The following is a 22,906-nucleotide window of genomic DNA, read 5'->3' on the forward strand; positions in this document are numbered from 1 at the left end:
TAAACTGGGGCGGGTCATCAGATGAAAAATGTATTCATGTTTTCGTAAATTTGATTTTCGACGGCATTCAAATGGGATGCAGTAAGTTCATTTTGCGCACTGACATGCACACGCAATTTTAGGCTATCAACCGGGTTAATTTGAAAAACCACCGTTGAAAGCTGATCCGTAATCACAGAATCCGAAAGTACAAGTTTGATAGCGATTATGCTTTGATCCAGCCAGGTTGAAGTAGAAAGCTCGGTGCCTGAAAAACGTAAAGGTTGGATAAAGTCGTAATAAGTTTCGGTGAATCTTATTACTGCGACAGCGATAGGATAGCTGTAATCTATATGTAAACTTACTTTTGAACTGTCTACCAGTATTTGATCATTGAAATGCGTGTTCTTCAATATAATCGTCAGAGAATCGTTTGTCGGCGTCAGGCGTGTCACGTCGGTGTCAGGTCGTTTCATAATTATTCGCTTTGAACAATAAACATAACACAACATCCTGAGAAGTTTGTGATGATCAGCGTATAAACCTGATCCGTTCAAGGGTATATCTGATTTTACATTCGCTTTTAATCAAGATCAATAAATGCTTACACAGAAGATCTGCTGTCATGTCCTCGATGTGATTTACATCCGCATAATGCCAGATGTCAAGGCTGGTAAGAGCTCAGATTAACCAAAGCTATAACGAGTGTAACCACAATACTGACCAGGCAAAATAGATTTTAACTATCAGTTTATAAAAGAAATCGATTATGATTATAAAACTGAATGGTATACTTTTATTGCTCTTCCTGAAAATAGTAGAAGCGAACCATATCTTTTAAACATGAACTTGTAATAATGGAAAATGAATCAAATGACATAAGTAAATGCCCATTTCATAACGGTACACTCAACCACAATGTAGCAGGAGGAGGCACAAGAAATCATGACTGGTGGCCCAAGCAGCTTAAAATTAATATCCTTCGTCAGCATTCTTCACTTTCAAATCCGCTAGGAGAAGAATTCAACTATGCTGAAGCATTTAAAAGTCTCGATCTCGAAGCAGTTAAGCAGGATTTACATACCTTAATGACTGACTCTCAAGACTGGTGGCCGGCAGATTTTGGTCACTATGGCCCGCTTTTTGTCCGGATGGCATGGCACAGTGCAGGAACTTATCGGGTAACCGACGGTAGAGGAGGTGCAGGTTCAGGACAGCAACGTTTTGCCCCACTCAACAGTTGGCCCGACAATGTAAGTCTGGATAAGGCACGCCGTTTGTTGTGGCCGATCAAGCAAAAATATGGTCGTCAACTATCTTGGGCCGATTTGCTTATTTTGACAGGAAACGTAGCTTTGGAATCCATGGGTTTCAAGACATTCGGTTTTGCGGGCGGTCGTGCAGATGCATGGGAGGCTGACGAAGACGTATACTGGGGTTCAGAAACGACATGGCTGGGTAATGACAAGCGCTATGCGCACGGATCCAAGGGCGTAGACGACAACGGTGTGCTGGTTTCAGACGATGACGCGGATGGGCACATGCACTCCAACGTTTTGGAGGAACCACTAGGAGCCGCACATATGGGTTTGATATATGTAAATCCTGAAGGTCCTAATGGTAATCCGGATCCTGTTGCCGCGGCGCATGATATACGGGTAACATTTGGCAGAATGGCCATGAATGATGAAGAAACGGTGGCTTTGATTGCTGGTGGCCATAGCTTTGGTAAAACCCATGGAGCCGCACCATCCGATCATGTTGGCAAAGAACCGGAAGCAGCTGATTTGGAATTGCAAGGACTTGGATGGGCTAACAAATACGGTACCGGACACGGTGCTGACACAATCACGAGTGGTCTTGAGGTAATATGGACGAAGACGCCAACGCAATGGAGTAATAACTTCTTCGAAAACCTCTTTGGCTTCGAATGGGAGCTCACAAAAAGCCCTGCAGGAGCACACCAATGGGTTGCTAAAGATGCTGAGGGAATCATACCTGATGCATTTGATAGTTCTAAAAAGCATGCTCCAACCATGCTTACTACAGATTTATCATTAAGGTTTGATCCGGCCTATGAAAAGATTTCAAGACATTTTCTTGAAAATCCTGAAGCATTCGCGGATGCCTTTGCACGTGCCTGGTTCAAACTGACGCACCGTGACATGGGACCACGTGAACGCTATCTTGGCCCGGATATTCCTGAAGAAGTATTGATCTGGCAGGATCCGATTCCGGCGATTGACCATGTGTTGATTGACAGCAATGATGCATCCGATCTGAAACAGACTATATTGTCATCCGGCTTGAGCATTTCCGAGCTTGTTTCTACCGCATGGGCATCGGCAAGTACATTCCGTGGATCTGATAAACGTGGCGGTGCCAACGGTGCACGTATTCGTTTGTCTCCTCAGAAGGATTGGAAAGTCAATAACCCTCAACAACTTCAGAAGGTACTGAAGGTACTGGAAGGTATCCAGAATGACTTCAATACGAATCAGACTGCTGGTAAAAAAATATCCATGGCCGATTTAATCGTGCTTGCAGGTGGTGCGGCGATTGAAAAGGCTTCCGGTTTTACTGTAACTGTTCCGTTCACGCCGGGCCGTACAGATGCAACGCAGGAACAGACTGATGTAGAATCTGTCGGATATCTGGAGCCGCTGGCGGATGGTTTCCGTAGCTATAGTAAAGGCAGACTGAGCGTATCGACAGAAGAGATTTTGATTGATAAAGCGCATCTTCTCACGTTAACTGCCCCTGAATTGACTGTACTGATAGGTGGATTACGTGTGTTGGACATCAATTATGATGGATCGAAAAACGGGGTGTTCACTACAAGACCGGGTCAGCTAACCAACGACTTCTTTGTGAACCTGCTGGATATGCGTACTGCATGGAAAGCTACTGCACATGACGGTCAGCAATACCTTGGTACGGACCGTAGCACAGGCCAGCCCAAATGGACTGCAACACGTGCAGATCTGGTGTTTGGCTCTCATGCCGAATTGAGAGCTATTGCTGAAGTATATGGCAGTGCTGATGCTCAGGATAAATTCGTGAAAGATTTCGTAGCAACCTGGACCAAAGTGATGAATCTGGATCGTTTTGATCTGAAGTAGTTTAGCAAGTAAGGTATTTCTTAATCCCTTGCCACGCTTAAAGCGGTCATTCCGGTTTCGGAATGACCGCTTTGTTTTTTACTTCTTCTTTATAAATTTGGAATTGCATGTCATTTCATTAATGTTCTCATTATTGCTCATTTTCTCTTTCCTTTGCATCGGCAAACTGATATCGTAGGTATGAAAAAGGCGGAGGCCACAAGGCTGAACATTTTACAGAAAGCATTTGAATTGATCTATAAAAATGGATATAAGACAACAAGTATAGATGATATCCTGGCTACAACCCAGGTTACGAAAGGAGCTTTCTATTATCATTTCAAGAATAAGGATGAAATGGGGCTTGCCATCATCAGTGAAATATTAAAGCCTGCACTCGCAGCAGGTTTCATTGATCCCTTGACAACTGAACATGATCCTTTAAAGGCTATATACAATTTGATGCATAACCTGCTTATAGAAAATGAGTTTTTAAAAGTGGAATACGGCTGTCCGGCAGCTAATTTTACACAGGAAATGACTCCTTGGAATGCTGATTTCAGCAAGGTGCTGGATGAGCTTACCATGCAGTGGCATCAACAAATGTGCGCTGCACTTGAACAGGGAAAACAGCTTGGTTACGTACAAAAGGATGTGGTTGCCGAGCAGGTGACAGTGTTTGTGATATCTGGTTATTGGGGTATTAGAAATTTCGGAAAACTGGCCAATAGCAAATCGGTATATTTACCGTATTTAAAAGAGCTTAAAGGCTACCTGAATTCCCTGCGCTGAGCTACGCAAAGTTTTTAAATTAACATATAAAAAGGGTCTCTCACGCATGTATGCAATCCTACTTGCCTTACATTCTTTCTTACGCTGGTTTGTTTTGATCAGTTTGGTGACAGCTTCAATTCATGCATACCGCAGCTGGAAGTCGGGTAAAGTGTACACGAAAAGGGATGACATATTGCGACAATGGACCAAATCTATCGCTGAGATGCAAATGACGATCGGTCTGACAGTTTACTACCTGAGCCCGCTCACTACTTACTTCCGAAATAATTTTGATAAGGGTATTCATAACAGGGAGCTGCGTTTTTTCGGCATGGAACATAGTCTGATGATGCTTGTAGCCGTCATACTCGTAAGCGTTGGCTCTTCAATTGCAAAACGAAAACAAACAGACAGTCAGAAATTTAAAACCCTGGCAATCTGGTTCATCAGCGCACTTATAATTATCCTGCTCAACATTCCCTGGCAGTTTTCTCCGTTGGTGAGCCGTCCCTATTACCGCGTTTTTTGAGTGTGCATTTTTCATTGCTCTGATTGGTGGATACTCACATCACCAGCTCTTGATACCGGGGTGACTGTCAATCTTACTATTTTGCCATTTTCTACCCGTCCTTCTACAGTTGTCTGATAAGGTGCATGCAGTTTGAAAGAAGTATTCCACGCTTTCGGCCAGGCCGGGAGCAACAGAATCTTCCTGTCATCTACCTGCATCAGCATTTCCTGTAACCCAATCATCGCCGAACCTCCCCAATTGTGATCCGGCGTCCAGTCAAATGCCGGGCCCCAAAAAGTAGGGAAACGGTGAGGGCCGTTATTTAATTTCTTTTTGGTAAGCTCCTGAGCTTCCTCTGTGAGTCCTAGTCTGGCTGCGAAAATGCTATATTGTCTCCAGCCTTCATGACTTCTGTTTTTAACCGCATCAGGATCATATTGATAAGTATTGATTGCGGTTTGCAAATCAGGTTTACCAATTCCGTAAATGCCCCATGGAAACACGGGATACAATTGGGGCGTTTCTGTATTCTGAATCCTTTCCCAGGTTTTGGCGGGGGCGAGTGTCGTGTAGCTGCTAATCGTTTGTAAAGGAACCGGAGGAATCCGCTTGGCCAGTACTTGAAAGGCCTGCCTTTGAACATCAGACAAAAAGGGTTCCGGTAAGGCAAGCAAACGCTCTAAAACTACCTTCATTCCACTGATCACTGTTGTTGAATTATTGGTCATTTTGTAAGTTTCTGCCGAAGATGTAGGGTAGAGAATAAGATGTCCCTCGCTATCCAGTGCTTTTGAGCCCCTTTGAAGTGCCAGCATTTGATAATGTTCGTCATAAAATGTGAGGCAGCTTTCTATAAAGGGAATATAGGCTGATATATCCCGGTTCTCATACCGATGAGTTTCCAGCATCATCAGGCAAAACTCAAACACCGTTTCCCACTGGTATTCAAGCCATGCGTTATGTTCCATACCAGGGTCGTAGCCCGCAGGACGTTTTGTTCCGTATTCAAAAATATTGGGCAAACCGAAATTCTCGATCTGCTCGGTAAAACTCGCTCCTTTATGTTTCCAGTAGATTTCACTCCGCAGTTCCGCATTTCGTAATGTGTTCAGATAAAAATCAAACTGAGGTTTGAGCATATCAAAATCGCCACTTTTGAACATGGGGAAGTACACCAGTCGCTGATTTTGGGCAGTAAATGTTCCGCCACCCCATAATCTGAAATCTGGTGTGAAAGCGTATTTTTTTTCAACAAACGCCGGATCAAATGTGAAAAGGCCGCCATTGAATTTGGTTGGCCATTTCCCATAAGCATTACACGCAAGCTGATAGCGAAAAAGCTGGTAGTTACGGGAAACCATGCTGTCGGCACCATCAATAAAAATGTAACTCCGCTCCCAAAACTCTGCCCACCATGCCTTCGTTTTCTTCCAGTCGGCCTTCGGATTTTTTGATGCTCTCACCCCTATATCATCGAGCTGTTTTTGCCAGTCGTTCAGGGTTGGGGTTTGCGCTACATGCATAGCAATGGAAACGAGGTGATTACCCGAAGCTTTGATACTTTCCAGCGACCAGGATTGGTATGCTGTGCCTGCATAGGTACCCTGTTTGGTCTGTCCGGTTTTCAGATTCCTGCCGGTGATCATGCCTCCAAATGTGTTGTTCTTCAGTGGGTTGAACATCTGCTCCTTTACGGTACTCATTCCTTGTAAATCCACTGTATGGTCAAATACATTTCTTGAAGACGGATCATTACGATGGAAAAACTGAATAGTGTTCTTTCTGAAACTGATACTGTCGTGGCGGGTATAGATATCTTCTTTCTGGGGAATTTTATAGGAATTGGCTCTGAACTCTGCTCCTCTAATCAAATGGTCGTTAAATCTCCAGGATTCGTAAGATACAGTGAGCCGGCTATCTCTTGTACTTTGCACATCTATATGTACGACCGGATTGAAGACATCAACCCAAAGATTGAGGGTGGTTTCGTCTCCTTTGATCACAACATGACCGGTTGATAGCTGTAGTCGCTGTGCGAAAGAAGAAGAACGGAAAGGGTCTGTCGAGATAGAAAGCCGTACCCGTCCTAGCTTTAGCATCTGATTATTTTCATCAAATGTGCCACTGCGGGATAAATAAAAAAGAACGTCACCGTTTTCGACCCACACATTCAAACCAATATCACCACCACCACAAGGCATGGATTCAGATGCGTTTTTACTCTGACTTTCCCAGACTACATCATACCTTGCCAGCGCAGCAGGTTGTGCTGACAATCTGCAGGAAACTAATCCTAATAAAGGTAAAAGAACAATTTCTAAAAAGTATTGAATTTTCATCAGTAAGTATCCATAAGTGATATGCTTTGCAGCACATATTCGACGGTGTGTTATTTTGGCAAATATATCATTATAGCAGGTTGCCGAATAAATATTTTACCATAAAAGAAACAAATATTTTCATTTATTTTCGAATAATTTTCTTTGATTTGCTTTTATTTTCATCTACTCCATCTCTTTTTAGTTACATTGCAATATGCCGTCATCTTACATTCTTGCCATAGACCAGGGTACCAGCAGTACGAAAACGGTCATTTTTGATCAACACGGAACTCCCATTGCCAGAGGTACAGAGCCACTGGAAACGATGTATCTGGCGGATGGATTTGTAGAGCAGGACGCGCAGGAAATATACCGTAACGTAGTCAGCTCAGTGTCCAAGTGCCTGAAAGATTTTGCGAGGGTGGGAGGAAAGGCAGAGGATATTGTAAGTTGTGGTATATCCAATCAACGGGAAACCTTCGTGCTGTGGGATGAGACTGGAGAACCTTTGCACAATGCTGTTGTATGGCAATGCAAGCGATCCACCGCCATTTGCGATCGTCTGCGGAGTAATGGTTTGTCTGAAAGAATTAATGAGCACACAGGTTTGCTCATAGACCCGTACTTTTCTGCTACAAAGGTAATCTGGCTTTATGAGCATAACGAGAGGATAAGGACAAGTGTAGATAACAGAGAGGCTTATTTTGGTACGGTAGATACCTGGTTACTTTATAAGTTGACCGGCAATTACCTGACCGACCACACCAATGCTTCCCGGACGCTGTTTTTCAATATCAATACGCTTACCTGGGACACCGATTTACTGCAGGATCTCGGATTATCAGATCTGCGATTACCACAAATCCAGGCATCGTCAAGCCATTTTGGTGACACTGATTTTGGTGGACTATTTCCATTGAAACTACCTATCACGGCCATGATTGGCGACTCCCATGCTGCGGGTTTCGGAGAGGGATGTTTCAGTGCAGGCATCGCAAAAGCGACTATGGGTACTGGTTCTTCGATTTTGATGAACATTGGCAGCCATCCGCAAAAGTCGGGCAACGGCATGGTAACCACCATTGGCTACAGTACCGAATCACATGTAGAATATGCTTTGGAGGGTGTCATTGTCACCTGTGGAGCGACGATCGAATGGCTCAAAAAAGTAGGCATATTCGAGCAAGTTTCCCAAACGCAGCAGCTGGCAGAAAGCATTCCGGATAATGGTGGAGTGTATTTGGTGCCGGCTTTTAGCGGTTTGGGAGCACCACATTGGGATATGAATCGAAAGGCATCGGTAGTAGGGATCAGCTTCGAAACTGAAAAAGCACACCTGGTCAGAGCCGGATTGGAATCAATACCGTACCAGATCAGGGATGTAATTACCGCCATGGAATTGGACACAGGCATTGTACTTGAAGAGCTCATGATTGACGGAGGTCTCACTTCCAATCGTTTTGTGGTCCAGTTTCTTGCCAACTTACTGGAAAAACCCGTCGTAAATCTGGGGCTGGCAGAACTGTCGGCTCTTGGAGCTGCTTATCTATCCGGATTAAAATCAGGTGTGTTTCCAGGTATTACACATTTGCAGGAGTTATCTGCCGATCGTACGATCACATATCCGAATACGGAGGTATCACAAGTTGCTGTAAATTATAAGGGCTGGCAGGACGCTGTCGATAACGGACGGACAGCTTGAAAATATTTGCAATTAAATCATAAAAATTCGAAAATGAAGTTCATCGCTTATCTAATTGCATTTGTTACTTTTTTAACCTATCCTGCATGCTCACAGGAAGCTGTTCAAGTTTGGGATAGGTTTGAAGTTACCCTGAACGGTCCTGAAACAGGAAATCCATTTGATGACGTCATACTCTCTGCGGAATTTACAAACGGGGCCACTAAAAAGACTGTCGATGGTTTTTACGATGGAAAAGGCAAATATAAAGTTCGTTTTATGCCTGACAAAATTGGAAAATGGACCTATAAAACGATCAGTAAGACAAAAGCACTTCATGCGAAATCGGGTAGTTTTAATTGTATAGCAGCAACGGGCAATAACCACGGCCCGGTTCAGGTAGCCGACACATTCCATTTCAGATACGCGGATGGCAAGCGGTACTATCCTTTTGGTACAACCATATATGCTTTTACGCACCAGCCAAGGGAATTGGAAGAAACCACATTAGCAACACTCGAGGCGAATCCATTCAACAAAGTAAGGATGTGTGTTTTTCCAAAATACTATTCTAATGTTGAAAATGAGCCGGACCATTATCCTTTCGAGAAACTCAGAGACACCCAGAGTCCTAATGGAAAGGTGAAGTTCAAATGGAATTTTTCAAAATTCAATCCTGATTTTTTTGCTCATCTGGAAGAAAGAATTGACAATCTTAAAGAACTCGGTATTGAAGCAGATATTATCATTTTCCATCCGTATGATAAAGGCCATTGGGGCTTCGATAGTCTTGGAATGAACAATGATCTGAGATATATCAAGTATCTGACAGCCCGCCTTTCTTCGTTCAGGAACGTATGGTGGTCACTCGCCAATGAATTCGATTATATCAAAACCAAACCCAGGGAAGCCTGGGATGTATATACCAAAGCAATCGTGGCCAATGATCCATACCAGCACTTATGTTCCATTCATAATGGTAGTGTTTATTACGACAACTGGAAGCCTGAGTATTCGCATGTCAGCATCCAGAACGGTTCTGTCGTAGAAGATTTTGGAAGAGCCGTATTGTTACGCGATGTATTTTTCAGACCCATGGTTTACGATGAAGTCTGTTACGAAGGGGATCTACCTCAACGATGGGGGCACCTGAGCGGCGAGGAGATGACTGAGGCATTTTGGCAAGGTGTAATCGCGGGGACGTATGTGACACATGGTGAAACTTACAAGAATGAAACCAACACTGTATTTTGGGCAAAAGGAGGAAAGCTCGTGGGAAGCAGCCCGGCTCGGATAGGCTTTTTGAGAAAAATGTTAGAAGAAGCTCCTGGCCCTCTTGAATTGGCTGATCCTTGGAAAGACCATCATACTGCGACTGCAGGCAAAGGATATTACCTGGTGTATTTGGGAAAGCAGATGAATGCTGAATGGACGTTCAGTTTGCCCAGAAAGTCGGGTCCCGGCGCTGATCAAAAATTTCAGGTTGAAATCCTTGATACATGGGATATGACCGTCCGGAAAGTTGATGAAATATTTGAAACGGATAAACCTGAGACATACCGTGTATTTGCTAAAAACCGGCAGTCAATGAAATTGCCTATGAAGCCTTATCTGGCGTTACGCATTACGGCTGTCGACGGCAGGTAAGATTATTGATGATCTCTTGATGTGAAATGGATTCAAAACAAAAGCCTCCCTCGCTAACATACATGCGAGGGAGGCTTTTTGTAGGGTGTGTGCTTATATAACTATTCAGTTACAAGACGACCTTCAATAGAGTCATCCAGTGTTTTTCCAACCATAGCGCTGAAAAGTGTCTTTGCAAATGCAATAGCGTTTCCGTGTTTGTTATCCCAGTAGTAACCATCTTTGGTTTCAACCTTGATGACCGTAATACGCGGATCGTCAATTCCCTCAGTGAACCAGGCCTTCAACATGGGATCCCAAAGCTCCTTGATGATTTCTTTTTCTTTTGAAATGGTTGCAGTTCCGTAAATACTCAAAAAATCAGAATATTTAGATCCCTGAAACAATAACTGAACATAGGGATTTTCGTGTATCTCCTGGTTTTTATGGCTATCGTCGGCACTGAGAAACCAGAATACACCATCGTCCTGTACTTTTTGAATAGACATAGGACGTACATTTAATGGACTTCCGGTTTTGATGTCTGTACAAAAAAAGCAGGTATTAGCCGAACTGGCCAGTTCTTTGATTTTTTCTCCCGCTTCGCTGGAAAATAAATCCTTATAGTTTTCCTCGGGTTGTTGTTGGTTAATGCTGTCCATGTTTTATCGCTGATTAAATACAGCATCTTTATAACAAAGATCATTCCATCGACATATCCACACCGAAGCTATCAGCGGCTATCCGTTGAAGTAACCGATTTATCTTTTTTTATATAAAATCGTGAAGGGCCACATCATGGTAGAAACAACAGCACGGTGCCAGTTGGGTTTACTTTTTTTTGCTTCCTTGATACCATACCATAGCAGGATGAGCGGGGATATATATATTGCAGCAGCCATATTGTGATGAGATTTAGGATGAATACTATAAAAATAGGTATTTTCGTATCTGTACTCTATTATAAGTACACCAGCGGCAAGTCAGGATGTTTGGCAAGTTGCTAATCATCAAGGTCATCCCCGGGTATTTTGTACTTCATAAGTATTAATATGAAAAATTGTTTCTGCGGCAATAAACAACCTTATTCACGTTGTTGTGCCCCGCTAATATCTAATTCTGTCCAAGCTGATTCTCCTGAAAAACTGATGCGGTCCAGGTACAGCGCCTATGTGATGGCAGCCAGCCAGTATCTCCTTGAAACTACTTATAGCTCACAAAGAGCTGCCACATCGATTGAAGATATAGAACAATGGGCGAAAACAAACAACTGGAAGCAATTGGAAATTTTGGCTGCAGAAGGCAATACCGTAGAGTTCAAAGCGCACTACCGCAGCAGAAACGGCAAGCTGCATATCCACCATGAAAAGTCTTCTTTTATCTACGAGAACGATCGATGGTATTATGTAGATGGAGTTTTTGGTGAGGATATAAACAGATAATTACAATGTTCAGACAGTATGCCATTGCCAGATTCATGATCGGATTTATCGTTTTTGTTCTTACCTATATGGTGGCTGTGTTGTCTTATGACAAGTTTTTTCAGCTAATAACAGCTGGACTTTTTATGCTGACCTTGTACATCCTGCGGGAAATGAACGCCGGGCATCGTGAAGAGTTAGAAAAAAAGGATCAGCTTAACGCTGAAAAAATAGCAGCGTTGGAGGATGAAATTCGGGAAAAGGATCTGCATCTGCAGAAAATCATTCATGCCATCACGATCAATAGAGAGGAAGGTCAGTAACTAGCGCCACAACAATTGACGAAATCAAAAAATATGTAGCGCAAAATGGAGCCGTTCGGTAGTTCGCAACTCTATGACAATTCTTCTAAAACCAGGTGGTGCGGTTTGACATTTACAGATCCTTTTGTAGGGATCATGTTCTTCCAAACCCAATTATAATGCTCTATCACCTGATCTGCTCTTAAATGCGGCCTTTCTCCGGTTGTGTGGCCATCCTCAAGAACTGTTATTTTATAGTCCTTTGATAACGCGGATTGGATTGTTGCTTCTACGCAGAAATCCGTCGCACATCCGGATATGACTAATTCATCAATGTAATGCTGTTCAAGTTGTGACTGAAGATCAGAACGATAAAAAACATCATTGGCGTACTTGCTAATCAAATTGTCACCAGCTTCCACATGAAGGTCGTCCAATAATAACCACTCTTCGGTATATGGTACAAAATTGCCTGCAGTTGTGCCGTCGTGTTGAATAAAAAATACGGGTAAGGAATTGACGCGAAATGCATTCGCAACCAGGTTTATGCGTTTAATCACACCGGCTGCATCGTAACGGGGTGTAAGTTCAGTAAACGAACCTTTCTTCATGTCAATGACCAGAAATGCTTTTCTATTTATCATGAATTATTACAATAGGAATAATGGTAACGGTACGGCTCGAATCGATTTCGAAACTCCCTCATGCTTTTCCTGATACTTGATGCATCGTATACGGCACCAGGTCAAAGATATCACACTTTGGTTAATTGTATAACTACCTGTACAATCGGATGAGTCGGAATCTGCCTGTTTTGGATTTACATCCAATTTCTGGTGCTATACAAAATCTTCTTTTATTTCCTTTGATGACTATTCATTATTTGCCATTCCTATTCTTATAAGGTGATTGTTTTGATTAGGAAGTGCTGATTGGTCAATTTTTTATTAAAAAAACACATAAAATAACTTAAAATGTTTTTTGATAAATATTAAATACTTAATTTTCGAAAGAAATAGAAAATAAAGAAAAATACCATCTTGTTCTCCATCCATTAACTGTTTATGAAAACAATCTTACGTATAATTCTTGCCTGCTTACTGGCGGTTCCTGTATTACAGGCTCAAACCGTGGCAGTGAAGGGCCGGGTGACGGGTGTCAGCGATTCTGATGCGCTTCCGGGTGTAAGCGTGGTGATCAAAGGTACGCAACGTGGTACGACCACCAATGCTGATGGATCATTTCAAATTGATGTTCCGGGCTCTTCAACGGTACTGGTATTTAGTTTTGTGGGTTATAAATCGGTGGAAGAAACAGTGGGAAACAGAACCGATATAAATGTTCGTATTTCTCCTGAAAATAAGTCGCTGGAGGAAGTGGTTGTGGTAGGTTACGGAACGCAAAGCAAACGTGCTGTTACGGGCTCTGTCATTTCGATTAACTATGATAAATTTAAGGACCGGTCCTTTAGTAATGTTACGCAATCGCTGGCCGGAACGCTTCCTGGTGTGAATATTTCGCAGTCTCAGGGTGCTCCGGGTGCTTCACCTGTTATTAAAATACGTGGTGTAAGTTCGATTACTGCAGGAACCAATCCGCTGATTGTGGTAGATGGCGTTCCGTTGGAAAACTTCAACCTGAACCTGATTAATCCGTCTGATATTGAATCTATCGAAGTTTTGAAGGATGCATCCTCAGCTGCCATTTATGGTTCGCGTGGATCGAGTGGGGTAGTATTGGTTACGACCAAGCTGGGTAAGGCCGGAAAAGTAAACGTAAGTGCTACCATTGAATATGGCTCACAAAAAGTAGTGCGTCGTGTGAAAATGATGGATGCACAGCAGTTTATCGAGACGTATAAAGACGCTAAGAATAATGCCTGGACCGCACAGGGTGGCAAGGCGAGTGATCCAAACAGCGTTAGACCGGCAACTTTGAGAATACCTGAGGACTTTGTGAACAATCCCGAACAGTTCGGCAAAGGTACCGACTGGCAGGATGCCATGTTCCGTACAGCACCTTCGGTAAATGCGCAGTTGAGTGTTTCCGGAGGGACCGAGAAAACGCAATACATGTTTTCAGGTTCTTACCTGGATCAGACTGCTGTTTTGGATCAGAACTATTATAAGCGTCTGGCGATTCGTTCGAACGTGAGAACTTCGGTTACGGATAAACTGACCATTGGCTTGAATCTGGGTCTTACTTCGATATTTGACCGCACAGAGGGAACACAAGGAAAAAGTGATGTGATCAGCCTTGGTTTACAAAGTAATCCGCATTTCCCGGTCTATAACGAAAATGGTAATTATGGTTTTCGCGACCCAAATTCTACCTGGTTCCGCTTTACTTCCTATGCCGACATGAACCTGTGGCATCCTTATTCGCTCACGCGTGAAGTGGACAAAGGTCGCAAGTCATTTAATACATTGGCAACCGGATTTTTAGAGTATGAACTGATCAAGGATCTTCGTTTTCGTACAAGCCTCAGTGGTAATTTGTATAACACCAGAAACAATTTCTACTGGAACGACAAGCAGAAATATGGATACTCGTCTGTACTGGCAGCGCAGGCCAATGCGGGTAGCAATTACATGTTTAACTGGCTGAGCGAAAATACATTTACGTATGACAAGAAATTGGGTGATCATGCACTAACCGGACTTTTGGGTTACACCGTGCAGAAGCAACGTGATGAAACCATGTACGTAGCTGCCAACAATTTCCCTAATGACCTTGTGCATACATTGAATGCCGGAACGGTTACAGCCGGAAATACAACTGCAAGCGAATGGTCGTTGATCTCCTACCTGGCTCGTGTACAGTACAATCTGAAAGGAAAGTATTTCCTGACAGGAGCGATCCGTCGAGATGGGATGTCGCGCTTCGGCGAAGCTAATAAATGGGGATATTTCCCTTCGGTATCTGCCGGTTGGTTAATATCTGACGAAACTTTTATGTCGGCCATTCCTGCTGTGAGCAATCTTAAACTGAGAGCCAGCTATGGAGTAACAGGTAACAACCAGATTCCCAACTATGGAGCCATCAGTTTATTGGGTTCTGCACCTTACGTAAACGGAGGAGCTTTAGCAAATGGACTGAAAGTAAGCGGATTATCTAATCCTACCTTAAAATGGGAGAAAACGGATCAGTTTAACCTAGGGCTGGATCTTGGTTTATACAACAACCGTGTGAATGTCTCAGCTGAGGTGTATAGTTCGACAACAAGAGACATGCTTTTGTTTGTTCCGATTCCGGATATTACCGGTTTTTCTTCCCAGCTGACCAATATCGGTAAAATGCGTAACCGCGGTGTCGAATTGAATATTTCCAGCAAAAATCTGACCGGTCCTGTCACCTGGACAACGGACTTCAACATATCAAGTAACCGAAATAAAGTGCTGCAACTCGGACCCGGCAATGCGCCGATCCAATACGTCGACAATGTGGTGACCGTGAGAACAGAAGTAGGCCAACCCGTGTCCAACTTCTACGGATATATTTTTGACGGTGTATTTAAGAACCAGGCTGAAATTGATGCTTACCCGCACCATTCGAGTACTACTCCGGGAGATCCGCGTGTGCGCGACGTCAATGGAGACGGCCAGATCACAGATGCGGACCGCACTGTCATTGGCAACAATCAACCTGATTTTATAACCGGTATCACCAATACGGTGGGTTACAAAGGCTTTGAGCTATCGTTTCTGTTTCAGGGATCTTTCGGCGGCGAAATTGCCAACAACAATGTACGCTTCCTGGGGACATGGGACAACGGACGTAACTTCTATGAGAGCATGTATCAGTACTGGCGATCAGAGAGCAACCCTGGTGACGGTAAGCATTTCAAGCCAAGTGTGAATTATCAGGGACTTCAGAAGCAATTTTCTTCCTATTGGGTGGAAGACGCGTCGTTTGTCCGCCTGAAAAACATACGTGTGTCTTACAGCATTCCATCTGCATGGGCTGGCAAGCTCAAAATGAAAGATGCTCGTATTTATGTGAATGCTGAAAATGTGCACCTGTTCAGCAAGTATTTAGGATACGATCCTGAAAACACGACTTACGGAACAACTTCATACAGCAGCAGCATGGAAACCTCAGGTTTTTATACGAGTGGTAATGCTCCGGTTCCGGGTGCATTCGCAGGAGTTGACTATGGTTCGTATCCACTTCCAAGAGTGATCACGGTAGGTATTAAAGCTGATTTTTAAGAAAGATTTATCAAACAACCTGCGCATGTTGATGCATAGGTTAAAAAACGATATACGATGAAAAAGCTAATTCTTTTGTTGGTGGTGGTCAGCCTGACCGTAGGCTCATGGGGCTGCAAAGAGTCGTTTCTGACACTCGCTCCGGCATCCAATCCAAATGCCGAAAATTTCTATAAAACAAGGGCAGATTTTGACCTTGCCGCTACAGCCGCTTACAATACCCTGTATACAGTATATCATCCTCAGGGACCTGTTTCTTATGCCGGTGAACTGATGGGAGACAACGCCACGATTTACAACATATCAGGTAATCAGGCAGATAAATGGCAATTCCGTGATTATACACTGGCACCAGCGAATACAATCGTTTATCAGTTTTGGCAGGATTTTTATCGCTCCCTCTACAACATCAATATTGTACTGGACAAGTTGGAAGTAGCGACGCTGGATGCGGATTACAAATCCAAACTGCAAGGTGAAATGCTTTTCCTTCGCGGACTTTACTACTACAACATGGTACAGATCTGGGGAGATGTACCCTTGGTGATCAAGCCGATTACTGCCAGTGGAAGTTACGATATTCTTAGAGCACCTGCAGCCGAAGTAAAAGCGCAAATAATCAAAGATCTTACAGAATCGAAAGCAAAACTCGGTATCACACCATCTGTCATTGGCAGAGCTACCAAAGGTGCAGCGCAAACATTGCTGGGAAAGGCGCATTTGATGAATGGTGATAAAGCCAATGCTGCAAAAGAACTTAAAGAAGTATATGACAGCAAACAATACGAATTGCTACCTGCCTATGCCACGCTTTGGGATCCAAAGGTAAAAAATACAAAAGAATCGATATTCGAAATACAGTTTCTGGGCGGATCAGCTATTCATCCTTTTAGCGTATACCACCGTGAATTTTTTCCAAATTCCAATGCACTGGGATTCTACGGGTCAGGTATGAATCAGGCGGTGGACGATATCTGGAATGAATTTGAGACAGGTGACAACAGAAAATTTGCCTCTATTGATACAGGCTTTGTTGATGCCAAAGGTGCATTTACACGCGCACGTTTCCCTAAAAAATGGTTGGATAAATCCGCGCCGCTGGTGAATCAGGATATTGCTGCGAACAACAACTTTATGGTATTGCGTTATGCCGATCTATTATTGCTTCTGACTGAAGCTACCGGCGATGTAAGTTATCTGAATGAAGTTCGTAAACGCGTAAACCTTCCTTTGTACGGCTCAGCAGGATATCCCGCGAAATACCGTACAGTAGCTCTGGCACTTGAACACGAAAGACGCGTAGAGCTGGCATTTGAGTTTCAAAGATGGTTTGATCTGAAAAGAACAGGACGTGCTGTTGAAGTATTGAAAAGCAAAGGAAAGAACATTACAGATACGAAACTATTGCTGCCCGTTCCCAATATCGTCAGGGATCAAAACAACAGGATCACCCAGAATCAGGGTTATTAAGTAACAGACTATTTTTCATCGCACTATTTACAGATGTACGCATCTGTAAATAGTTTTTTAGTGACTTACCAATGAACTACTCAACGGTCATGACTGGAAAACATAAGATCGCTTCGTTCTTAATACTTGCGCTCACGGCAAATAGAGCCCAGGCACAGGATACCGTTAGGTACACCGGCAAAACGCTTGTCAATATTGACTATCACCATGGGCAACTGAGTCCTGCTATCGGTGTACATTCCTATCAGACACTTCGCGCCAACAGGACTCATTCAGAAGGTGATACTGCCGTAACATGGACGTACAACCATGCGCCCATGCTTGCCTATTGGAATAACCGCTTTTACCTCAATTATTTAAGTAATCCTGTAGGTGAGCATATTCCACCCGGACAAACGCTTTTGCAGACTTCGCAGGACGGACGTATCTGGTCAAAAGCAGAGGTTATCTTTCCACCCTATAAAATTCCTGACGGTACCACCAAGAAAGATTATCCAGGTATTGCCCGAAATCTGTATGCTGTTATGCATCAGCGTATGGGTTTTTTTGTTTCCAAAAATGATCGTTTGCTTACCCTCGGATATTATGGTATTGCCCTGGACGCCAAAGATGACCCCAATGATGGGAATGGGATTGGCAGAGTGGTGCGTGAGATTTATAAGGACGGAAGACTTGGACCCATCTATTTCATCAGATTTAATAAATCATGGAAGCAAACGGCTGCATATCCGCTCTATAAAAAAAGTAAGGATAAAGGTTTCATAGAGGCGTGTGAGCAGCTACTAGCCAGTACACTCACCACCCAACAGTGGGCTGAGGAGGCGGATAGGGATGATCCGTTAGTCGCTTTAAAAGGTGAATACAAAGCATTCAGTTCTTATTTTTTACCTGATGGGCGCGTGGTGGGTCTTTGGAAGAATGCGTTGACGAGTGTCAGCAAGGACAAAGGAAGAACGTGGCTGTACAAGCCAAAACGTGCTCCGGGTTTCGTAAACAGCAATGCAAAAATCTGGGGGCAGAAAACATCAGACGGTAAATACGTGACTGTCTATAATCCATCTGAGTTCCGCTGGCCACTGGCGCTGTCGGTAAGTGATGACGGATTGGACTACAAGAATCTGCTGCTGGTAAACGGAGAGATCTCTTCCATGCGCTATGGGGGAAATTACAAATCGTATGGTCCACAGTATGTGAGGGGGATTTCTGAAGGCGATGGTACACCACCTGATGGAAACTTATGGCTTACATACAGCACCAACAAAGAAGATATGTGGGTTTCAACAGTCCCCGTACCGATAAGGGATAAGGCTGCTTCTCATGCCGATGATCATTTCGAAAAAATGGCAGATGGCAACGAGCTTTCAGACTGGAACATCTACAGTCCAAAATGGGCGCCGGTGTCTGTTTCGAAGAGTAGTAGCCGTAAAGCACTAATACTCCAAGATGCAGATCCCTTCGATTATGCAAAGGCGGAACGGGTTATCCCTTCTGCCAAAAAACTGATCGCCGAATTCAGTATTACACCATCTCAGGATCAGCACGGATTACTGGATATTGAATTTCTGGATGCCAAAGGCACTCCTGGCATCCGCCTTTCATTTGATTCAACGGCGACTTTCAGAACCAAGGCGGGATACCGAAACAAGAAACTCATATCCTATGAGGCTGGCAAAACGTACATGGTCGTTGTCAAGGCGGATGTGACCACACGTATCTATACCGTGAGTGTAAATGGAAAAGATTTGGGTAATAATATCCTGTTTGCGCCTTTGGAATCATTCAGCCGAATCGCTTTCCGAACGGGTGATACACGTCGCTTTCCTGATGCAGATACGCCTACGGACCAAATGTATGATCTTCCGGATGCCGGAAGGAAAGACAAAGAGGCAGTATATAGTTTAAAATACCTGACTACCAGGCCCTTTTAAGTGAAGCCATGTTTTGAAGCATAAAATAGTAAGCATGAATAAATTAAATGTTTTGCTGGCAACGGTTGCATTTGTTGCCGTCTCAGGTAAATCCATCGCACAAGGCAAAGGTTTGGTAAATACATCCCAAAGTTCCCATGCGCATTTGCATGGAACGGATCTGGATGCTGTAAAATGGACGCAGGGTTTTTGGGCGGACCGTTTTAAGGTTTGTCAGGAAACGATGGTGCCTAATATCTGGAAGGTCTATACCGATCCGGAGATTAGTAATTCATTCCGGAATTTTGAAATCGCAGCCGGTTTGAAAGAAGGGAATTTTAAAGGTCCTTCCTTCCATGATGGTGATTTTTACAAAACGCTTGAGGCTGTTGCAGGCATGTATGCAGTGACCAGAGATCCGAAGCTGGATGCCTTGATGGATCACGCCATTGAGGTAATTGCCAAAGCACAACGCAAGGACGGCTACATCTATACCAAAGCGATTATTGATCAAAATAAAAAAGGCGCGGCGAAAATGTTCGACAGCAGGCTGAGCTTTGAAGCCTATAATTTCGGGCATTTGATGACGACTGCCTGCGTGCATTACAGAGCTACCGGAAAAACCTCCCTACTGGAAGTAGCCAAAAAGGCTGCGGATTTCCTGATCGGATTTTATGCATCGGCTACGCCGGAGCAGTCACGCAACGCAATTTGTCCGGCGCACTATATGGGGCTGAGTGAGCTTTATAGAACCACCCATGAAGAAAAATACCTGACGCTGGTCAAACATCTGATCAGTATAAAAGGGTCTACAGAGGGTACTGACGACAATCAGGATCGGATCCCATTTTTGGAACAAACAAAAGTACAGGGTCATGCTGTACGCGCCAATTATCTGTATGCAGGGGTGGCCGATGTGTATGCCGAAACGGGAGACAAGGCGCTTTTGAAACAATTGAATACGATGTGGGATGATTTGATGCAACATAAAATGTATGTTACCGGAGGATGCGGAGCATTGTACGATGGTGTTTCACCGGACGGTACTTCCTACAAACCGGATGATGTGCAGAAGATCCACCAGGCCTATGGACGCGATTACCAACTTCCCAATTTTACAGCGCATAATGAAACTTGTGCAAACATAGGAAACGTACTGTGGAACTGGCGGATGCTTCAGATCTCCGGCGATGCCAAATATGCGGATGTAGTAGAACTTGCCTTGTACAACAGTGTTCTTTCCGGCATTAATCTGAAAGGCGATAAATTCCTGTATACCAATCCGCTGGCCTATTCGGATGCTCTGCCGTTTGAACAGCGCTGGTCGAAAGACAGGGTGAGTTACATTGGTAAATCCAACTGCTGTCCGCCCAATACCGTACGGACTATTGCCGAAGTAAACCAATATGCTTACAGCATTTCGGATAAAGGTATTTACTTCAATCTATACGGCGGCAACACACTGGATACGGATTTTAAAAATGAGGAAATAAAGCTGACCCAAACCACGGATTACCCATGGGACGGTAAGGTATCAATCAAAATACATCAGGCTCCAAAGGAGGCTTTGGCTTTGTATTTCCGGATTCCCGGTTGGTGCAGCGGCGCTAAGTTGCTTGTAAATGGTAAAATATCCCCAGTGAAATTGGAAGCAGGGACTTATGCAGAGATCAATGGTAGTTGGAAAGCGGGAGATAAAATAGAGCTAAACTTGCCTATGCCTGTAAAACTGATTGAGTCGAATCCATTGGTGGAGGAAACACGCAACCAGGTAGCTGTAAAAAGAGGGCCGATTGTATACTGTCTGGAGTCGACGGATTTGCCAAAAGGGAAAACGATTTTTGACGTGGCTATTGCTATCAATAACAATCTGAAACCGGCTAAGATGACCATTGAAAACAGTTCGGTTATAAGCTTAACAGGAGATGGTATCCTGATTAGCCCTAACCAATGGAATAAGAATCTGTATCGCGAAGTCTCAACGGGCAAGCCTCAAACTGTACCTGTGCGGCTCGTGCCTTACTATACATGGGGAAATAGAGGACATAATGATATGTCGGTGTGGTTGCCTCTGGCGAGGTGAGCTTGAATGTTGAAATCGTCTAACTGAGAAAAACATGCGTTTCAAAATGTTGCTGGCCTCTGTGGCCGCATATATGATTTCTTTCGGATATATACAGGCTCAGAGCTATCAGGCCAACTGGGCATCCCTGGAAAAACACAACGAGGTACCCGACTGGATGCGCGATGCCAAATTCGGAATTTACTGTCACTGGGGTGTATATGCTGTGCCCGCGTACAACAATGAGCACTACATTCAGCATATGCATAACGACAAAGAGGATTACTCCAAACTAGGCACCTATAAGCGTAACCTGGCTTTGTACGGTCCGTTGGAAAAATTTGGCTACCACGACTTTATTTCGAAATTCAAAGGAGAAAACTTCAATGCCGACGAATGGGCAGATTTGTTTGTAAAAGGCGGAGCCAGATTTGCCGGACCCGTTGCTGAACATCATGATGGCTTTGCCATGTGGGATAGTAAACTTACACCCTTTAATGCCATGGACATGGGACCGAAAAGGGATGTGGTAGGTGAACTGGAAAAATCAATTCGAAGCCGCGGACTCAAATTTTTTACTTCCCTGCACCACGAGCTCAACTATACCAATGTTAAACTGAAACCTAGCTGGGCCGGAGCAGATCCGAAATATGCCAAGTTATATGGTTCAACGATGGACAAAAATGAGTGGGATCAGATGTGGATGGATAAGTGCAAAGAGCTGGTGAGCAAATACCATCCTGATGTGATCTACCACGACGCCTGGCTGGAACAGGTGCCCGAAAAGAATATACAGTCTTACCTGGCACATTATTTCAACGAAGCTGAAAAGCGCAAGCAGGATGTGATCGTAACCTACAAAGGGGAGGATCTGCCGGCTGGTGTCGGCATGGAAGACCATGAAAATTCAAATCCGGACAAGATCATTGCAAAACCGTGGCTTTGTGATTATTCGATAGGAACAGGCTTGTCGTATTCCTGGGGATACACCGAAGGCATGGAGATACGTACGGCCAAAGAAATTGTGCACACATTGATTGATGTCGTCAGTAAAAATGGTCAAATGTTGCTCAATTTATCTCCTATGGCAGACGGCACTTTCCCTGAAGAACAAAAGCAGGTGGTGCACAAAGTGGGTCGCTGGATGTGGACGTTCGGAGAAGCAATTTACGAAACACGGCCATACAAGGTGTTTGGTGAAACAATGGCTTCGGGAAAAAAGGTATACTACACACAGAAGGGAAAGACGATATACGCCATTTTGCTGGATTGGCCCGCGGCGGCTACGGAAACCAGAGGAACCGAGAAAGATATTGCAGCAACTGGTGTCCCAACAGATATTCAGTTCAGCCTGAAAACATTGAACAAAAGCGGTATCAATAGAAAAATAAAATCGGTAAACTTGCTCGGTTTGAAAAATCTGGTGGCTTGTAAAAGCACTCTGACAGATAGCGGATTGAGCATTACGATTCCTGGCAAAACCCGTGTGCCGTCTGATATTGCACATGTATTCAGGATCGAAACGGAGTAGTTAATGCCC

16 protein-coding genes are annotated in these 22,906 nt (G+C 43.9%); 12 read left to right on the top strand and 4 right to left on the bottom strand.

The genetic code is table 11. The features are described 5' to 3' along the window. Positions 1–17 precede the first annotated feature (17 nt). The gene (locus tag AC1XUE_RS01115; RefSeq protein WP_483354084.1) at positions 18–455 is read right to left on the bottom strand and encodes a hypothetical protein; all 438 of its coding nucleotides are present in this window, start codon (positions 453–455) and stop codon (positions 18–20) included. Between the two features lie 381 nt (positions 456–836). Here AC1XUE_RS01115 and katG point away from each other — a divergent pair, with 381 nt between their 5' ends. From katG to AC1XUE_RS01130, 3 genes are all read left to right on the top strand, one after another. Next, on the top strand, positions 837–3,101 hold the full coding sequence (gene katG, locus AC1XUE_RS01120) for a catalase/peroxidase HPI (RefSeq protein ID WP_483354085.1): 2,265 nt from the start codon (positions 837–839) through the stop codon (positions 3,099–3,101). 180 nt (positions 3,102–3,281) lie between these two features. Next, positions 3,282–3,872, top strand: coding sequence for a TetR/AcrR family transcriptional regulator (locus AC1XUE_RS01125; RefSeq protein ID WP_483354086.1), 591 nt, complete (start codon positions 3,282–3,284; stop codon positions 3,870–3,872). Positions 3,873–3,918: 46 nt separating this feature from the next. After that, positions 3,919–4,383, top strand: a complete 465-nt coding sequence (locus tag AC1XUE_RS01130; RefSeq protein WP_483354087.1) for a hypothetical protein — start codon at positions 3,919–3,921, stop codon at positions 4,381–4,383. An 11-nt stretch (positions 4,384–4,394) separates the two neighbouring features. Here AC1XUE_RS01130 and AC1XUE_RS01135 read toward each other — a convergent pair whose 3' ends face one another. Next, positions 4,395–6,704 carry a DUF5703 domain-containing protein gene (locus AC1XUE_RS01135; RefSeq protein WP_483354088.1) on the bottom strand — a complete coding sequence of 770 codons (2,310 nt, stop codon included), beginning with the start codon at positions 6,702–6,704 and terminating at the stop codon, positions 4,395–4,397. Positions 6,705–6,900: 196 nt separating this feature from the next. On the opposite strand from AC1XUE_RS01135, the gene AC1XUE_RS01140 reads away from it, so the two are divergent. Both AC1XUE_RS01140 and AC1XUE_RS01145 read left to right on the top strand, forming a co-directional pair. Next, entirely contained in the window at positions 6,901–8,388 is a 1,488-nt protein-coding gene (locus AC1XUE_RS01140; protein ID WP_483354089.1) for an FGGY family carbohydrate kinase, read from the top strand. A 33-nt stretch (positions 8,389–8,421) separates the two neighbouring features. Beyond that, the gene (locus AC1XUE_RS01145; RefSeq protein WP_483354090.1) at positions 8,422–10,014 is read left to right on the top strand and encodes a DUF5060 domain-containing protein; all 1,593 of its coding nucleotides are present in this window, start codon (positions 8,422–8,424) and stop codon (positions 10,012–10,014) included. 101 nt (positions 10,015–10,115) lie between these two features. Here the strand turns inward: AC1XUE_RS01145 and AC1XUE_RS01150 are convergent, their stop codons facing one another. After that, positions 10,116–10,655: a pyridoxamine 5'-phosphate oxidase family protein gene (locus tag AC1XUE_RS01150; protein ID WP_483354091.1), complete on the bottom strand. Its 540-nt coding sequence runs from the start codon at positions 10,653–10,655 to the stop codon at positions 10,116–10,118. A gap of 390 nt (positions 10,656–11,045) precedes the next feature. Between AC1XUE_RS01150 and AC1XUE_RS01155 the strand changes: the two genes are divergently transcribed. Next, complete coding sequence (locus AC1XUE_RS01155; protein WP_483354092.1) at positions 11,046–11,435, top strand: YchJ family protein; 390 nt, start codon at positions 11,046–11,048, stop codon at positions 11,433–11,435. 5 nt (positions 11,436–11,440) lie between these two features. Then, complete coding sequence (locus tag AC1XUE_RS01160) at positions 11,441–11,737, top strand: hypothetical protein (protein ID WP_483354093.1); 297 nt, start codon at positions 11,441–11,443, stop codon at positions 11,735–11,737. A gap of 71 nt (positions 11,738–11,808) precedes the next feature. Here the strand turns inward: AC1XUE_RS01160 and AC1XUE_RS01165 are convergent, their stop codons facing one another. After that, positions 11,809–12,360: an isochorismatase family protein gene (locus tag AC1XUE_RS01165; RefSeq protein ID WP_483354094.1), complete on the bottom strand. Its 552-nt coding sequence runs from the start codon at positions 12,358–12,360 to the stop codon at positions 11,809–11,811. A gap of 420 nt (positions 12,361–12,780) precedes the next feature. Here AC1XUE_RS01165 and AC1XUE_RS01170 point away from each other — a divergent pair, with 420 nt between their 5' ends. From AC1XUE_RS01170 to AC1XUE_RS01190, 5 genes are all read left to right on the top strand, one after another. After that, complete coding sequence (locus AC1XUE_RS01170; RefSeq protein ID WP_483354095.1) at positions 12,781–15,927, top strand: SusC/RagA family TonB-linked outer membrane protein; 3,147 nt, start codon at positions 12,781–12,783, stop codon at positions 15,925–15,927. A 57-nt stretch (positions 15,928–15,984) separates the two neighbouring features. Then, positions 15,985–17,397 (top strand): RagB/SusD family nutrient uptake outer membrane protein, encoded by a 1,413-nt coding sequence (locus tag AC1XUE_RS01175; protein ID WP_483354096.1) that lies wholly within the window; start codon positions 15,985–15,987, stop codon positions 17,395–17,397. 71 nt (positions 17,398–17,468) lie between these two features. Beyond that, positions 17,469–19,325 carry a six-hairpin glycosidase gene (locus tag AC1XUE_RS01180; RefSeq protein ID WP_483354097.1) on the top strand — a complete coding sequence of 619 codons (1,857 nt, stop codon included), beginning with the start codon at positions 17,469–17,471 and terminating at the stop codon, positions 19,323–19,325. A 34-nt stretch (positions 19,326–19,359) separates the two neighbouring features. Next, the gene (locus tag AC1XUE_RS01185) at positions 19,360–21,387 is read left to right on the top strand and encodes an aceric acid hydrolase (RefSeq protein ID WP_483354098.1); all 2,028 of its coding nucleotides are present in this window, start codon (positions 19,360–19,362) and stop codon (positions 21,385–21,387) included. A 34-nt stretch (positions 21,388–21,421) separates the two neighbouring features. After that, complete coding sequence (locus tag AC1XUE_RS01190; RefSeq protein ID WP_483354099.1) at positions 21,422–22,897, top strand: alpha-L-fucosidase; 1,476 nt, start codon at positions 21,422–21,424, stop codon at positions 22,895–22,897. The last annotated feature ends 9 nt before the right edge of the window (positions 22,898–22,906 follow it).

The organism is Dyadobacter sp. HNCC25DJ187, assembly GCF_056895255.1.

Excerpts from the sequence above, each read along its gene's own strand:
- AC1XUE_RS01115 (WP_483354084.1), bottom strand. The coding sequence starts at position 455 with ATGAAACGACCTGACACCGACGTGACACGCCTGACGCCGACAAACGAT.
- katG (WP_483354085.1), top strand. The coding sequence starts at position 837 with ATGGAAAATGAATCAAATGACATAAGTAAATGCCCATTTCATAACGGT.
- AC1XUE_RS01125 (WP_483354086.1), top strand. The coding sequence starts at position 3,282 with ATGAAAAAGGCGGAGGCCACAAGGCTGAACATTTTACAGAAAGCATTT.
- AC1XUE_RS01130 (WP_483354087.1), top strand. The coding sequence starts at position 3,919 with ATGTATGCAATCCTACTTGCCTTACATTCTTTCTTACGCTGGTTTGTT.
- AC1XUE_RS01135 (WP_483354088.1), bottom strand. The coding sequence starts at position 6,704 with ATGAAAATTCAATACTTTTTAGAAATTGTTCTTTTACCTTTATTAGGA.
- AC1XUE_RS01140 (WP_483354089.1), top strand. The coding sequence starts at position 6,901 with ATGCCGTCATCTTACATTCTTGCCATAGACCAGGGTACCAGCAGTACG.
- AC1XUE_RS01145 (WP_483354090.1), top strand. The coding sequence starts at position 8,422 with ATGAAGTTCATCGCTTATCTAATTGCATTTGTTACTTTTTTAACCTAT.
- AC1XUE_RS01150 (WP_483354091.1), bottom strand. The coding sequence starts at position 10,655 with ATGGACAGCATTAACCAACAACAACCCGAGGAAAACTATAAGGATTTA.
- AC1XUE_RS01155 (WP_483354092.1), top strand. The coding sequence starts at position 11,046 with ATGAAAAATTGTTTCTGCGGCAATAAACAACCTTATTCACGTTGTTGT.
- AC1XUE_RS01160 (WP_483354093.1), top strand. The coding sequence starts at position 11,441 with ATGTTCAGACAGTATGCCATTGCCAGATTCATGATCGGATTTATCGTT.
- AC1XUE_RS01165 (WP_483354094.1), bottom strand. The coding sequence starts at position 12,360 with ATGATAAATAGAAAAGCATTTCTGGTCATTGACATGAAGAAAGGTTCG.
- AC1XUE_RS01170 (WP_483354095.1), top strand. The coding sequence starts at position 12,781 with ATGAAAACAATCTTACGTATAATTCTTGCCTGCTTACTGGCGGTTCCT.
- AC1XUE_RS01175 (WP_483354096.1), top strand. The coding sequence starts at position 15,985 with ATGAAAAAGCTAATTCTTTTGTTGGTGGTGGTCAGCCTGACCGTAGGC.
- AC1XUE_RS01180 (WP_483354097.1), top strand. The coding sequence starts at position 17,469 with ATGAACTACTCAACGGTCATGACTGGAAAACATAAGATCGCTTCGTTC.
- AC1XUE_RS01185 (WP_483354098.1), top strand. The coding sequence starts at position 19,360 with ATGAATAAATTAAATGTTTTGCTGGCAACGGTTGCATTTGTTGCCGTC.
- AC1XUE_RS01190 (WP_483354099.1), top strand. The coding sequence starts at position 21,422 with ATGCGTTTCAAAATGTTGCTGGCCTCTGTGGCCGCATATATGATTTCT.